Source organism: Nonomuraea sp. NPDC050680, assembly GCF_040654555.1.
GTDB lineage: Bacteria > Actinomycetota > Actinomycetes > Streptosporangiales > Streptosporangiaceae > Nonomuraea.
Map to the genome: position 1 here is coordinate 25122 of NZ_JBFAIF010000006.1, position 13063 is coordinate 38184.

General features: G+C 69.2%; 13 protein-coding genes. 5 read left to right on the forward strand and 8 right to left on the reverse strand.

The window, feature by feature from the left end; translation table 11 throughout:
- Positions 1-32 precede the first annotated feature (32 nt).
- Positions 33-959, forward strand: coding sequence for an NAD-dependent epimerase/dehydratase family protein (locus tag AB0H88_RS22580; protein ID WP_357647377.1), 927 nt, complete (start codon positions 33-35; stop codon positions 957-959).
- A 178-nt stretch (positions 960-1137) separates the two neighbouring features.
- On the opposite strand, the gene AB0H88_RS22585 is transcribed toward AB0H88_RS22580, so the two are convergent.
- Complete coding sequence (locus AB0H88_RS22585) at positions 1138-1551, reverse strand: hypothetical protein (RefSeq protein WP_357647379.1); 414 nt, start codon at positions 1549-1551, stop codon at positions 1138-1140.
- A gap of 224 nt (positions 1552-1775) precedes the next feature.
- On the opposite strand from AB0H88_RS22585, the gene AB0H88_RS22590 reads away from it, so the two are divergent.
- A complete protein-coding gene (locus AB0H88_RS22590) occupies positions 1776-3026 on the forward strand; it encodes a sensor histidine kinase (protein WP_357647380.1) in 1251 nt (416 codons plus the stop codon).
- Positions 3011-3658: a response regulator transcription factor gene (locus tag AB0H88_RS22595; RefSeq protein ID WP_357647382.1), complete on the forward strand. Its 648-nt coding sequence runs from the start codon at positions 3011-3013 to the stop codon at positions 3656-3658. Before AB0H88_RS22590 ends, AB0H88_RS22595 begins: the two co-directional genes overlap by 16 nt.
- Positions 3659-4091: 433 nt before the next feature.
- Here the strand turns inward: AB0H88_RS22595 and AB0H88_RS22600 are convergent, their stop codons facing one another.
- Positions 4092-4550: a carboxymuconolactone decarboxylase family protein gene (locus AB0H88_RS22600; RefSeq protein WP_357647384.1), complete on the reverse strand. Its 459-nt coding sequence runs from the start codon at positions 4548-4550 to the stop codon at positions 4092-4094.
- A 225-nt stretch (positions 4551-4775) separates the two neighbouring features.
- Between AB0H88_RS22600 and AB0H88_RS22605 the strand changes: the two genes are divergently transcribed.
- Positions 4776-7055 carry a helix-turn-helix domain-containing protein gene (locus tag AB0H88_RS22605; RefSeq protein WP_357647386.1) on the forward strand — a complete coding sequence of 760 codons (2280 nt, stop codon included), beginning with the start codon at positions 4776-4778 and terminating at the stop codon, positions 7053-7055.
- A gap of 120 nt (positions 7056-7175) precedes the next feature.
- The gene (locus AB0H88_RS22610) at positions 7176-7661 is read left to right on the forward strand and encodes a DUF1801 domain-containing protein (protein ID WP_357647388.1); all 486 of its coding nucleotides are present in this window, start codon (positions 7176-7178) and stop codon (positions 7659-7661) included.
- A gap of 67 nt (positions 7662-7728) precedes the next feature.
- Here the strand turns inward: AB0H88_RS22610 and AB0H88_RS22615 are convergent, their stop codons facing one another.
- From AB0H88_RS22615 to AB0H88_RS22640, 6 genes are all read right to left on the reverse strand, one after another.
- Positions 7729-8655, reverse strand: a complete 927-nt coding sequence (locus AB0H88_RS22615) for a hypothetical protein (protein WP_357647390.1) — start codon at positions 8653-8655, stop codon at positions 7729-7731.
- A 126-nt stretch (positions 8656-8781) separates the two neighbouring features.
- On the reverse strand, positions 8782-9459 hold the full coding sequence (locus tag AB0H88_RS22620) for a LuxR C-terminal-related transcriptional regulator (RefSeq protein WP_357647392.1): 678 nt from the start codon (positions 9457-9459) through the stop codon (positions 8782-8784).
- Between the two features lie 48 nt (positions 9460-9507).
- Positions 9508-10470, reverse strand: coding sequence for a nucleoside hydrolase (locus AB0H88_RS22625; RefSeq protein WP_357647394.1), 963 nt, complete (start codon positions 10468-10470; stop codon positions 9508-9510).
- Entirely contained in the window at positions 10463-11188 is a 726-nt protein-coding gene (locus AB0H88_RS22630) for a GntR family transcriptional regulator (RefSeq protein ID WP_357647396.1), read from the reverse strand. Before AB0H88_RS22630 ends, AB0H88_RS22625 begins: the two co-directional genes overlap by 8 nt.
- Positions 11185-12144, reverse strand: coding sequence for a ribokinase (locus AB0H88_RS22635; RefSeq protein WP_357647398.1), 960 nt, complete (start codon positions 12142-12144; stop codon positions 11185-11187). The genes AB0H88_RS22630 and AB0H88_RS22635 overlap by 4 nt, the downstream gene beginning before the upstream one ends.
- Positions 12141-13052 (reverse strand): hypothetical protein, encoded by a 912-nt coding sequence (locus AB0H88_RS22640; protein WP_357647400.1) that lies wholly within the window; start codon positions 13050-13052, stop codon positions 12141-12143. Before AB0H88_RS22640 ends, AB0H88_RS22635 begins: the two co-directional genes overlap by 4 nt.
- Positions 13053-13063 lie beyond the last annotated feature (11 nt).

The window sequence follows — 13063 nt, forward strand, 5'->3', positions numbered from 1 at the left end:
GGTTTGAAACTCGCTTCTGGGGGACCAAAACTATGTCTGACCTGCATGTCGTCCTTGGCGCCACCGGCGCGATCGGCTCGGCCGTCGTCGCCGAACTCACCGCCCGCGGCCACCGGGTCCGCGCCGTCAGCCGGGGCGCGGCCTTCGGCCGGGACGGCCTCCGGGCCGACGTCACCACCTCCGAGGGCGCCCTCGCCGCCTGCCAGGGCGCCGCGGTCGTCTACCAGTGCGCGCAGCCGAAGTACGAGCGCTGGGCCGAGGAGTTCCCCGGCTTCACCCGTACGATCCTGGCCGGGGTGGAGGCCGCTGGGGCGAAGCTGGTCATGGCCGACAATCTTTACGTCTACGGGCCCGTCGACGGCCACATGACCGAGGACCTGCCGCACGCCGCCACCAACTCCAAGGGCCGGGCCCGCGCCGAGGTCGACGAGTTGATCCTCGACGCCCACCGATCCGGGCGGGTCCGCGCGACCCTGGGACGCGCCTCCGACTACTACGGCCCCGGCGGCGTCAACACCGTCAACGGCCCGACCATCTTCGCCGCCGCCCTGGCCGGCAAGACCGCCCGCTGGGTCGGCGATCTCGACCAGCCGCACACCGTCGCGTACCTGCCGGACATCGCCGCCGGACTGGTCACCCTCGGCGAGCGCGCCGACGCCGACGGCCGCTCCTGGCACCTGCCCGCCGCCGAGGCGATCACCGGCCGCCAATTCCTCCACCTGGTGCGTGACGCGGTGGGAGGCAAGCTGAAGACCGCCGGGCTGGGCCGGGGGATGCAACGCCTCATCGGCCTGTTCAACCCCACCGTGCGCGAACTCGGCGAAACCTGGTATCAGCGCGACCGCCCGTTCATCGCCGACGACTCGGCCTTCCGCAAGGCGTTCGGACCGGTCGAGGTCACCCCGCACGCCAAGGGCATCGCCGCGACCCTCGACTGGTATCGCCACAACGCCGGCTGAAGGCGTCAGTTGCCGACCGTCGTCTCAAACGTACAGGGCGGCGCGATGCCAGGCTGGATGATGACGCGTGCCGACCGGCGAAACGTCGACCGCGTTCGCCGCACCCGTAGCGCCCACCACTGTCATGCAGGCCAAGCCGATGCGGCGAGAAACGCTTTCACTGTCGATTTTAAGACGATCATCCGGGGAAGGCGGCGCGCAGCCGGGACCCGTTGACGATGAAGGCGGCCGCGGCGATGGCGAGGGCGCAGGTGGCCTGCAGCATGGCGAACCAAGCCGTGGTGACACCGGGAATCAGGTCGACGCCGATGATCGCGAGCGGCATGACGATCGAGATGACGCGTACGCGGAGATAGGCCCCTCGTGCTCCCCGTGCGGCGAGAACGGTCAGCCAGTAGGTCACTGCCGCGCTCGCGAGCACTGCGGCTGATCGGCCCCACATGAACGAGGTCACCGTGTGTCCGGTGATCGCCAGGATGGCGACCGTGGTGAGGACCGCGGCGCTGAGCGCGCCGTAGGCCGCGATGAAGATCTTCGCCTTGCCGAAGGCTCGCTGGGTGCCTGGATGGGTGAGGTGGTCGGTGGTTCTCATGTCTTTTCTTCCCTCGTTCGTCTGGCGTGGTGTCGACGTTAGAGAGCGCATGAGTGGCGCGGTATCGGCCTGGACCTACAGGTGAGTGGGGCTAGACCCACTCCACGGCCGATCTGGCGGGAACCCGGCGCCACGCGGTGCACAGTGGAGACACCAAGCCGTACCGGCCGGATCGGCACACCGCAGGTGCCACGGTCGGGGACATGAAGTGAGAAGGAAGAATCATGCGACAGTGGGCGGCGAGCGCCTGTGTGGGGTTCGGGCGAGCGTGCGTCGTGGTGGTCGTCGCCATGCTGGTGCCGGCCGTGTGGGCCGCCGCCGTGGCGCTGTGGTTCTGGTGGTGGGGCGGGAACCCGTGGTCGGGGATAGCGCCGTTCGTGTGGGCGTGTATCGGCACGCTCGCACTGTCCCGCCCGGTGTGCCGAATGGTCCGCTCCCTCGTCGCGAAGTGGACGGGCACCGTCATTCCCGCCGGATATCGGCAGGCCGGGCCGGTGACGCAGATGGCGACCGGGCACTGGTGGAACGGGCACTCCTACGAGCGCACCAGCCGGGACGCCCGCATGGATCTGCGATGGCGAACCCTGTGGCGCGATCCCGCCGTCTGGCGTGACCTGCGGTTCACGGCGATCGTACCGATCACCGCGGGAGTGATCTGCGTGATCCCGCCCGGCGGAGTCGTGGCGGCGGTCCTCGGGTTGTCCCAGCCGACGCTCTTCGCGCGCCTGGTCGGGGCGCTCGGCCTGGCCGTGGCGATCGGCGGCGCCCCGTACGCCTGGCGGTCCGTCGAGCCGGTAGCCGTCCGCTTCCTGCGTGCCTCGCCCGCGACGGCCTTGGCGGACCGGGTGGACGAGCTGACGGCTCAGCGCGCGGACACCACGGTCGCGCAGGCCGCCGAGATCCGCCGGATCGAGCGGGACCTGCACGACGGAGCGCAGGCACGCCTGGTCGCGCTCGGGCTCTCCTTGGCGACCGCGGAGAAACTGATGGAAACCAACCCCGACCAGGCCAAGGCGCTGATGCGGGAAGCACGGGTCGGCGCCGCCACGTCACTGACCGAGCTCCGTGAACTGGTCAAGGGAATCAACCCGCCGGTGCTGACCGAGCGCGGGCTGATCGACGCCGTTCGCGCTCTCGCCCTGGACAGCCCGCTCGAAGCGACTGTCAGCGCTGACCTTCGGCTACGCCTGGACCCGCCGATCGAGTCCGCCCTGTACTTCGGAGTCGCCGAACTGCTGACCAACGCCGTCAAACACGCCCATGCCACCCGGGCGCGCATCTCCATCGCCAGGGATGACACCGGCGTCGTCGTCGATGTCGAAGACGACGGCCGGGGCGGGGCAGGCGTGCCGGCCGACGGTGGACTCGCGGGGCTACGCCGCCGCCTCGCGGTCTTCGACGGCGCTCTGGAGATCACCAGTCCGGCGGGCGGGCCGACCTGTGTGAGGATGCTGGTGCCATGCGAATCGTTGTAGCCGAAGACCTCTACCTCCTGCGTGACGGGATGGTCCGCCTCATCGAGGCGTACGGACACCAGGTCGTGGCGACGGCGACCACCGGACCCGAGACGCTCGACGCGCTGCTGAAGTGGCGGCCGGATGTGTCCGTCGTCGACGTCCGCATGCCGCCGACCCAGTCGGATGAGGGCCTGCGGGCGGCCCTCGCCGCCCGCGGCGAGCTGCCCGGACTGCCGATCCTGATCCTCTCTCAGCACGTCGAACAGCTGTACGCCCGCGAGCTCCTGGCCGACGGCGCCGGTGGCGTCGGCTATCTCCTCAAAGACAGCGTGTTCGATGCCGACCAGTTCATCGACGCGCTGATCCGCGTCGCCGACGGCGGGACCGCCATGGACCCGGCCGTCATCGCCAAACTGCTGTCCAGCGGGTCCTCGACCCGGCGACTCGGCGGACTCACCGAACGCGAACACTCCGTGCTCAGCCTCATGGCCGAAGGACTGTCCAATCAGGCCATCGGCCGGCGGCTCTTCCTCAGTGAAGGCGCCATCAGCAAATACACCACCTCCATGTTCGGCAAACTCGGCATCCCCGATGACGACGGCAGCAACCGCCGCGTCCTCGCTGTCCTCACTTACCTCAACGAGCCCTGACGCGTCTGTCCGGCCTCACACGGCGACTCACACGGCGACTCACACGGTGACTCACACGGTGACTCACACGGTGACTCACACGGTGAAGAGGGCGCGGTGCAGCATGCCACGCACCCGCCTGATGCGCCCCTCGCGGCGGACCAGGTCATGCGTCGCATGGATCGGAGCACAACACAATGCGCGGTTTGCGGGAGAAGACGTTCATCGTGGCAAGCGGGGCGACCGGTATCGGCGCTGGTACGGCGGTCAGACTCGCTGAGGAGGGCGCCAACGTCGTCGTCGGCGACCGCAAGCGCCCCGCCTACGGGGCCTCGAAGTCGGCCATCAACGCGCTCACGCGCCACATAGCCGGGAACTGGGGCTCCGCGGGCGTACGCTGCAACGGCGTGCTGCCCCGGCTCCCACCTGTTCTGTCAGCGCTCGCGCGACGCGCTCACCACTGGCCGCCCGCCTGCTGGCGGGTCGGCGCATTGAGGCGGTTGAAGGCGTTGGTGATGGCGATGTTGAGTACGAGTGCGGCGAGCTCCTTCTGGTCGAAGTGCTTGGCGGCCATGTCCCATACCTCGTTGGGCACCGGGTCGGGCCGGTCGGCGAGCCGGGTGATGGCCTCGGTCAGGGCTAGCACGGCGCGTTCCTCCTCACTGAACCAGGGTGTCTCACGCCAGGCGACGACGGCGTGAGCCTGTTCGTCGGTGGCGCCGTGGTGGCGGAGCTGCTGGGCGCCACCGGCCACGCAGGGGCTGCAGCCGTTGATCTGGCTGGCTCGCAGGTGGCTCAGCGCCAGCAGCTTGCCGTCCACTCCGGCGCCCACAATGGCCTTGTTGACGGCCATCAGCGCCTGCATCGCCTCGGGGATCAGGGTCGCCGGGTTCGGCATGCGTTCGGTCGGCATCGCTTTCTCCTTCGTGGTCATGTTCTGAGGGATTTCGGTCATGTTCCGAGGGGTGTCGGTCACGTTCCGGGGGGTGTCGGTCGTGTTCCGACGGGAGTCATCTGACCACCGGCGCGTCGGGAACCGCCTCGTCCGTGGGACAGCGTGGGACACCCGGAATGCGGCCCAGCTGCGGAAACGAACCTCTGTTCCGTAACCGCGGGCTGGGACGGGTACCGTGTGCGGGTGTCGAGCGCATCTGAGCACCTGACCGCCCAGCTCACCCAGATCAAGGAGTTGAGCGGGCTCAGCGTGCGCGCCCTCGCCCGCCAGGCGGGCCTCAGCAGTTCCTCACTGTCCCGGTACATGACCGGCCGGCTGGTGCCGCCCTGGGAAGCCGTCGTGGCGCTGTGCCGGGTGGTGGCCCGCGATCCCCGTCCGCTGCGCGCGGTGTGGGTCGAGGCGTCCAAGGCCGGCGCGGCACCCAGCCCGCGCCGGAACGACCTTCCGGCCGACCTCGCCGACTTCACCGGGCGCGAGACGGAGGCGGCGCTGGTCGAGGAGCTGCTGCGTACCACGGGCGCGGTCGCGATCGACGGTATGGCGGGCGTCGGGAAGACCAGCCTCTCCGTGCACGTGGCGCACCGGCTCGCGCCGTCCTTTCCCGACGGTGGGCTCTATCTCGACCTGCGCGGCTTCACCCCGGGCCAGGAACCATTGGAGCCGTCGGCCGCGCTCGGCCGGCTACTGGCCGCCCTGGGTGTCGCGCATCCTCCGGCCGATACGGTCGAACGCGCGGCGCTCTGGCGGTCGGAGCTGTCACGGCGGCGGGCGCTGGTCCTGCTCGACAACGCGGTCGACGCGGAGCACGTACGTCCGCTCCTTCCTGGCGCGGGCAAGTCCGCGGTGCTGGTCACCAGCCGCAACCGGCTGGTGAGCCTGGACGGGGTGCCGCCGGTGTCCCTGGAGGCGCTCCCCCCTGCGGACGCGGCGTCGCTGTTCGGCCGGGCGGCCGGGGTGGACCTGACCGAAGAGGAGGCGGTCGCCCAGGTGCTGCGGGAGTGCGGTGGCCTTCCGCTGGCGCTGCGGATGGCAGGCGCGAGGCTGCGGCACCGGCCGGGTTGGACAGTGGCGGTGCTGGCCGAGCGGCTGCGTGACAGCGCCAGTCGCTTCGACTCCGTGTTCGGCATGTCGCTGCAGCAGCTCGACGCGGTCCAGCGGCGCGTGTTCCGGTTGCTGGGCGTGCTGCCCGGCGCCGACTTCGACGCACCGGTGGCGGGCGCGCTCGCCGACATGACGCCCGACCGAGTCAACGCGGTGCTGGAAGAGCTGGTGGACGCGCATCTGATCCAGGAGCCCTCGCCCGGACGGTACCGGCTGCACGACCTGATCCGGCGGTACGCGGCGGACATCGCCGCCGAGGAGGAGCCGCAGGCGGATGCCGCCGTACACCGGGTCCTGAGCCACTATCTGGCGCAGGCGAGCACCTACGATCGGACGCTGCCCCTGCCGCATCGCAAGGAGGCCGTGCCGGGCGATCCGGCGAAGGCGATGGCCTGGTTCGACACCGAGTACGCCAACCTGATCGCCTGCTTCGACGCCGCCGTTCGGCTCGGCGCGGACGAGGTGGTGACGGAGCTGCCGCCGGCCATGCGCGTCTGGTTCTTCCGGCATCGCGGAACCGACGACCAGATCCGCCTGCTCGAAGCGGCCGCGGCCGCCGCGGAACGCCTCGGGCGCGACCGGCAGCGCGCCTCACTGCTCGTGGATCTCGGATTCGCCCGCGCTGCAGCCGGACGACTCACCGAGGCGCTCGCCGCGTACGAACTGGCCGAACAGTCCGATGTGGGCGATGACGAGCTGGCAGGCGCGCTGGCGCTGCGCACCGGCTTCGTCCGCCGGGATCTCGGCGACTTCGAAGCGGCACAGGCGCGGTTCCGGCTGGCGCGCACGCTGTTCGAGAAGACCGGGCATCGCCCCGGACGCTCCCAGGCGCTGGCCTTGGACGGATGGGTGACCCTCCACCTCGGACGGCACAGCGAAGCGGCCGAACTCGCTCGTGCGTCACTCGCCCTGGCCGATGGGCCTGCCCGGATAACCGGGCTGGTCACGCTCGGTGTCGCCCTGGCACCGGACAACCCGGCGGAGTCGCTGCAAGCGCTGCATGAGGCGTTGCGGCTCGCCGAGGCTCAGCACAACAAGGCGTGGTGCCACAACTATCTGGGTGTCGCGCTGCGCGTCATGGGCTCACTCGACGAGGCGCTCGAACACCATCGACAGGCCTTCGAGCTGCTGGAACCGCTGGCCGAGGCACAGATGGAGATCGACTTCCTGCCCGCGTACGCCGAGACGTGCCGCGCGGCGGGCCGCTACGACGAGGCGCTGGCGCTGCACGAGCGCACGATCGAGCTGGCACGCAAGCTCGGGCGGCCGCACAACGAGAAGCTCGCGCGTGAGGCGTACCAGGTCATCGTCGGTGGCGTCCCAGCCCGCGACGATGGAACGGACTCTCATTCGCGCAGCTAGACCGTGTTCCCGATGTCCCACGGTGTCCCACGGACGGTGCGGGCCCTGACGCGTCGGTGGTCAGATAACTCGTGTCGGAACACACCGACGAACTGCCACCCGGACGGAAGGAAGCCCGCCATGAGCGCCGCCAAGCAGCCCGCCAAGACCGCCAAGACCACCACCGAGGCCGACAAGAAGTACGACGGGTTCACCGACGAGGAGCGGAGCGCGATGAAGGAGCGCTCCAAGGAGCTGAAGGCGACCGCCCGGCGCGGCTCGCGCTCGGCCAAGGCCGACGGGGAGAGCGAGGTGCTCGCGAAGCTCGCCGAGATGTCGGAGCCGGACCGCGTCACCGGCGAGCGGCTGCACGCCATCATCAAGGCCAACGCGCCGGAGCTGTCGCCGAAGCTGTGGTACGGAATGCCGGCCTACGCCAGGGACGGCAAGATCGTCTGCTTCTTCCAGCCGGCCCAGAAGTTCAAGACGCGATACGCGACGCTCGGCTTCAACGACCAGGCCTACCTCGACGACGGCACCATGTGGCCGACCGCCTTCGCCCTGACGTCGCTGACCGCCGAGGACGAGGCACGGATCGGCGAGCTCGTGAAGCGGGCGGCGGGCTGAGGCGGGCTGAGGGGCGCGGCCGCTCCGGCGGCCACCCAGAAGGCCCCGCCCGCCGCCCGGAGGGCTACTACTTTCCCAAGCCCTGGAATCTGTTCTCGATGAAGTCGCCCCACGTCGCGTTCAGCGTCATCAGCTCGCCGTCCACCATCTTCCACTGCCGGGCCTTGTGCGGCGGGTAGGCGAAGAGCACGGACGACAGGCGCCGGTAGCCCGCGGGCATGGGCCGCGTGTGCACGCGATGGGTGGACGGCCGGAAGCGTCCGTCGGAGGCGCTCGTCAGCATGCGGCCGATGTTGCACAGGACCACGTCGGTCTTGGCTATCACCGGCTCGACCCAGGTGCCGTCGTGCAGGATGTACTGCAGGCCCTGGTCGGAGGGGGGAAGCTGGAGGCCGAGCATCTGGATCCCCGAATGCTCGTGCGCCAGCACCCGGCGGTCGCCGACGTCCCGGTAGTTGATCACCCGCAGGTTCGTCGCGTCACGCGACAGCTCCAGCTCCGGTGTGCCGGCCGGCAGCATGCCGCGAACGACCTCGCCGAAACGCGAGATCAGCCTGAACGCGATGTCGAACACCTCGGTGGCGGCGGTGCCGAAGGCCGGAAAGGTGCGAATGAGATCTCCGGCGCCGGGCGGCTGGTCGGAGATCATGGCTCCGCTGACGTGAATGAATTCCTTGGGATCCGGTACGCCGTTGGCCAGCCGGGGAATCTCCGAATTGTACGGGAAGAACCCGTGGGTGCCACCGACACCTAATTGCGGAACGGCGGTGTGCGTGTAATCGGAAAGGCTCGGCTCGGCCGACGCGCAGGCCGCGGCGAATTCGTTCATCATGGTCTCGACGCGGGCGCCGATACCGGGGACCTCGGCGGCCATGAATCCCCATCCGGTCAGCTGTGACCTGATGGCCTCCGTGGCGGACGTCATGTCCGCCTCGATTTCCGGCAGCCTTACCGTGGGAACGCGACCGCTGAGTTCCAGGAGCGGGACTTCCATTGTCACTCCACTTCTCGATGACCGTTTCCTGTTTTCAGTTTATCCTTTCCATCGAAGCAGTCAAGAAGAAACATTTCGCTGGATATTTTGGCGACGGCGAATAAAGCGGATCAATTCCAGTAATGCTCATATGGCCTTCCGAGGGGCGGAATCCAGCCCCAGCCGCTGGGCGACCAGGGCCACCTCCGTCCGGTTGGAGCAGTTGAACTTCACCAGCAGGTTCGAGACATGACGTTTGACGCCGTGGATGGATATCCCCATGGCCCGGCCGATCTGGTGGTTGCTCATCCCCCGCAGCAGCAGAGTCAGCACGAAGTGCTCCCGCTCGGTCAACCGCCCGTTCAGATGCGTGTCCGGGCCGTGCGCCGCGGTGGGCACGTCGCCGCGGAGCAGCCGGTCGAAGGTGCGGGCCAGGCTCGCGACATTGATCTCGTCCCACAGGAGGCAGCCGGCCACGCCGTGTCTCCAGGCGAGGCGTGAGACGATCTCTCCTTGCTCCCGCACGAGGGCCAATATCCTCGGGCGGTTTCGCCGGGGACCGCCGTCCAGCACCTCCGGCAACGAGGTGAGCGGAATCACCGCCACGTCGAAATCCTCGCCGGCGAGCCGCGCTCTGGCTTCCGCCGCGCTCCGCCCGACCGCGGCCCTGGCGACATTCGGCACCTTCATGAGCAGCAGTGGCAGCCCGTAATAGGAGACCTCGTTCATGGCGAGGCAGAAGACCGACAGCTTGGAGCACCCTGCCCGGTGGCCGGAAAGGGAGGCCGGGAAGGACTTGGTGACCTCCAATGTTCTGGTGCTCATCGCATGATCCTCTCTGTTTGATCCATGAACCGCGGATCCCGGACAAGGTCAGGAACTCAGTGGTTCACCTGGGGTGAGGGTGTTGAGGAAGTGCTGGTAGAACCGGTCGGCGTCGACCGCGCGTGCGCATTTGACGGGCCGCCCGCCGGGGGTCTGGACGATCCGTCCCTGGCTCTCTCCTCGGGTTATCACGTCGCAGCGCACTGTTTCGAACGTGCAGATGTCGGGCTCGGCCAGGTAGGAGGTGGTCAGGCTGTCCCAGCAGCAGTACGGCAGGCCGGTGGTCTCCAGGGTGCCGAACGTCAGCGCGAGCAGCGATCCGGCGAGGTCGCTGACGTGCCACCCGTAATGGCGGCCGAAGGCCCGGACGAAGTCGAGGGTCACCGGCACGCGGTTGGTCACGTCCAGCGGGAACATGGTGATGGGGACGGAGGAGTCGAAGACGCGCTTGAGCGCGTCGGGGTCCCAGAAGACGTTCCATTCCGCGGTGCCGTCGTGATCCGGCTGTCTGACGTTGCCGGCGACGTCGAGCGCGCCGCCCATGAAGACCACCTCCTCGATGCGCGACTCGACGTGCGGGTGGTGATCGAGACACCAGGCGAGGTTGGTCAGCGGGCCGGTGGCGAGCACGGTGATGGGGGCCGGAGCCCGCATGAGCCAGGTGGCGAGCTGTTCGTGCGCGGGAAGCGCGTCCGCGTGGCCGGCGCGCTGGTCCTTCTGGTTGAGCACGGGTAACGCGTCCGCCCGCAGGGCGTCGATCCGCCAGGCGAGAGGGAACGGGTTGCGTCCGGGCAGCACGCCCACGGCCGTCGGCACGTCCCTGCCCACCAGGTCGAGGATCTTGTGGGTGGCCGACAGCGCCGGCCGGGGAAGGCAGTCGGCGGGGGTCACCGCGACGCCGCGCAGGTCGATGTTGTCGTACTGGGTCAGCAGGAGAAGCGACAGCAGGTCGTCCGGTGCGCCGTCCTGGTCGAACAGAACCTGACGGCGGCGTCCCAAGGTGTCAGTCACGGTGCCTCACCAGGTGGAAGGAGAAGTCGGTGCCCCGGTGGTAGTCCTGGGAGTACAGCAGCGGCCGTCCCGCGCTGTCGTGGTGGGTCTGGATCAGCAGCAGCCACGCGCCGCCGGCTTCGAGGCTGCCGATGCGCTCCGCCTGTGTCTGGCTGAGGGTGACGGCGCGGACCTGGGTGATCGCGTAGGCGATGTTGTGGCCGTACTCGGTGAGCAGCTGGAACAGCGACCCGGTCCAGTCCACCTCGTCCAGCGGACGGCCGATGAGCGAGCGGGGGAACAGGTCGATCGAGTAGAGCAGCGCGTCGTCCTGGTATCGGCGCAGGCGCTCCAGCCGGACGATGGCCTCGCTGCCGGGTAGCTGAAGCAGTTCGCGCTGGTTGCGGTCCGGTTCCGTCGCCGCGATGTCCAGCACCGTGTTGACGCCGGTGTAGCCGCGGCTGGCCAGCATCTCCGTCACGCCTTCGAGGCGGGTCAGCGGGCGGTCCAGGCTGGGCTGGGCGGTGAGATACCGGCCGTCGCCGTGGCGGGACTGGATGAGTCCTTCCTGCTCCAGGAGCTTGAACGCTTCTCTGATGCTGGTACGGCCGACGTCGAAGAGGGTGATGAGCTCGTTCTCCGAGGGCAGCCTGTCCCCGGGGCGCAGCCCCTGTTCGACGATCAGCGCGTGGAGCCGATCGCGTACCTGTATGGCGAGAGTGGGTTGTCGTCGTGTCACGTGCTTCTCTCCTGCACGGGCGCACCTTGGAGCGGCGCGACACCGAGCTCTGCGGCTGATGGGTAACTGGGAGCACAGAACCGGCGCGTGACCGAGACGGCTGCCACCCGGCAGGCGAGCCGGACTCCTTGCGTCAGGCTCGCGCCGGTGCAGAGGGCGGCCGCCAGGGCCCCGGTGAAGGCGTCACCCGCGCCGGTCGTATCCACAGCGTTCACGCTGGGTACGTCGATCAGCATAGTGCCGTGGTCATCGATGATCTCGGCGCCGTGCTCGCCGCGAGTGACGATCACGGTGCGACCTCTGGTTCTGCGGCGCAGGCACTCCACGGCGTCGTCGCCGCTCTCAGCCGGCGCGGACAGAGCCAGCCCCGACAGGGCCAGCGCGGACAGCTCGCTCTCGTTGAGCACCAGCACGTCGGCCCGGCTGAGCAGGTCCTCTCCGGTCTCGCTGAGGAACGGTCCGGCCGGGCTGGGGTTGAGCAGGACGCGCACGTCCGGCGACGCGGCGGCGGCCGCCGCGGACGAGGTCGCCACGGGGATCTCGCCTTGCAGGACGAGCACGGAGGTACTGGGCAGCCCGGACACTGTGGCGGCCGCCCGGGAAGGGGGGAGCAGATTCGCCGCCCCCGGCCAGGTCATGACGATCTGCTGACCATGGGCGTCGACGTAGACGAAGCTGCGCCCGGTCGCGATGCCGTCGGCCGTGGCGCAGTCGCCGACCTCGACGCCGTCGGCGCGCAGCGCGGCCAGCGCCGTCAGCCGGTCGGGGTCGTCTCCCAGGCAGCCGACGAAGCGGGTGGGAGCGCCCAGCCGAGCCGACGCGACCGCCACGTTCGCCGCCTTGCCGCCGTGCGCGGTGGCGTAGTCGACGGCGTCGACGCTTTCGCCCGTGGCCGGCAGGTGGTCGCCGAACATGTAGAGGTCCACGGTGTAGGCGCCGATGGCGAGCACGGTCATGAGCCGAGTCCCAACGCGCAGGGGGCGATGCTGTCGGCGTCCACGCTCACGTGCACGTTGGGGTGGCGATGCGCGAGGGTGACCGGGAGCTGCACCTCGGGTTCGGTGGTGAGCAGCAGAACCCGCACGATGTAGCGTTTCCAGGCGCCTCCGTCGGTGATGAGGTGCAGCCGCCGGGCCGACAGGATCTCCGACATGCCCAGGGTGATGGCCATGCGCGGAATGGCTTGGGTGTAGCCGCCGGTCACCCGGTGGGAGTGGGCCATGATCGTGTCGTCGAGCAGCGGGACGATGCGCGTGGTCGAGGCGGCGAACTCCTCGAGGCCGTAGTGGTGCCAGCGCGTCGTCGGCGGCTCGTTGAAGGCCAGATGTCCCCGGTAGCCGAAGCCCGCGAAGCAGGTGTCGGCGCCGCCCACCTGACGCAGGCGCGCACCGTACGCGTCGGGGTCGAACACGTCCGGGTAGATGACGTTGCCGGGGTGGGGCCGCAGATCGGGGTCGAGCAGCTGGTAGAGGTTGCGGTCGCAGTAGCCGCGGAAGCTGAAGGGGTGTGACGGGTCCACGGGCCGGCCCTGCCAGTCGAGGAACTCGTCCATGTGGAAGGCGAACACCTCGGTCCAGCTGATGCGCTCCTGATTGCAGATGCGGGCGAGGATGGGGTACTGCGCCTTGGGGCCGACAGGGAGGATCCAGCGGGTGGGTTCGCCGCGCATGTTGTTCGCGCGCAGCTCGTCGGCCATCTGGCGGGCCAGCCGGTGATAGAGCTCGGTGGTGTCCTCGTACACGGTCAGGGGGTGGCGGGCGATCGCCGCGAGGTCAGCCGCGGGCATGGACAGCTGCTCATCGGTGAGGTCACTCGACTTGTCGGGATAGGGGTAGGCAATGTGTCTCTCGCTGAGGTTGGTCATGTCACTCCTCC

Bases quoted from the DNA above. Each gene is read 5' to 3' on its own strand.
- AB0H88_RS22610 (WP_357647388.1), top strand. From the start codon at position 7,176: ATGAGCGCCGCCAAGCAGCCCGCCAAGACCGCCAAGACCACCACCGAG.
- AB0H88_RS22635 (WP_357647398.1), bottom strand. From the start codon at position 12,144: ATGACCGTGCTCGCCATCGGCGCCTACACCGTGGACCTCTACATGTTC.
- AB0H88_RS22580 (WP_357647377.1), top strand. From the start codon at position 33: ATGTCTGACCTGCATGTCGTCCTTGGCGCCACCGGCGCGATCGGCTCG.
- AB0H88_RS22590 (WP_357647380.1), top strand. From the start codon at position 1,776: ATGCGACAGTGGGCGGCGAGCGCCTGTGTGGGGTTCGGGCGAGCGTGC.
- AB0H88_RS22600 (WP_357647384.1), bottom strand. From the start codon at position 4,550: ATGCCGACCGAACGCATGCCGAACCCGGCGACCCTGATCCCCGAGGCG.
- AB0H88_RS22615 (WP_357647390.1), bottom strand. From the start codon at position 8,655: ATGGAAGTCCCGCTCCTGGAACTCAGCGGTCGCGTTCCCACGGTAAGG.
- AB0H88_RS22595 (WP_357647382.1), top strand. From the start codon at position 3,011: ATGCGAATCGTTGTAGCCGAAGACCTCTACCTCCTGCGTGACGGGATG.
- AB0H88_RS22620 (WP_357647392.1), bottom strand. From the start codon at position 9,459: ATGAGCACCAGAACATTGGAGGTCACCAAGTCCTTCCCGGCCTCCCTT.
- AB0H88_RS22585 (WP_357647379.1), bottom strand. From the start codon at position 1,551: ATGAGAACCACCGACCACCTCACCCATCCAGGCACCCAGCGAGCCTTC.
- AB0H88_RS22640 (WP_357647400.1), bottom strand. From the start codon at position 13,052: ATGACCAACCTCAGCGAGAGACACATTGCCTACCCCTATCCCGACAAG.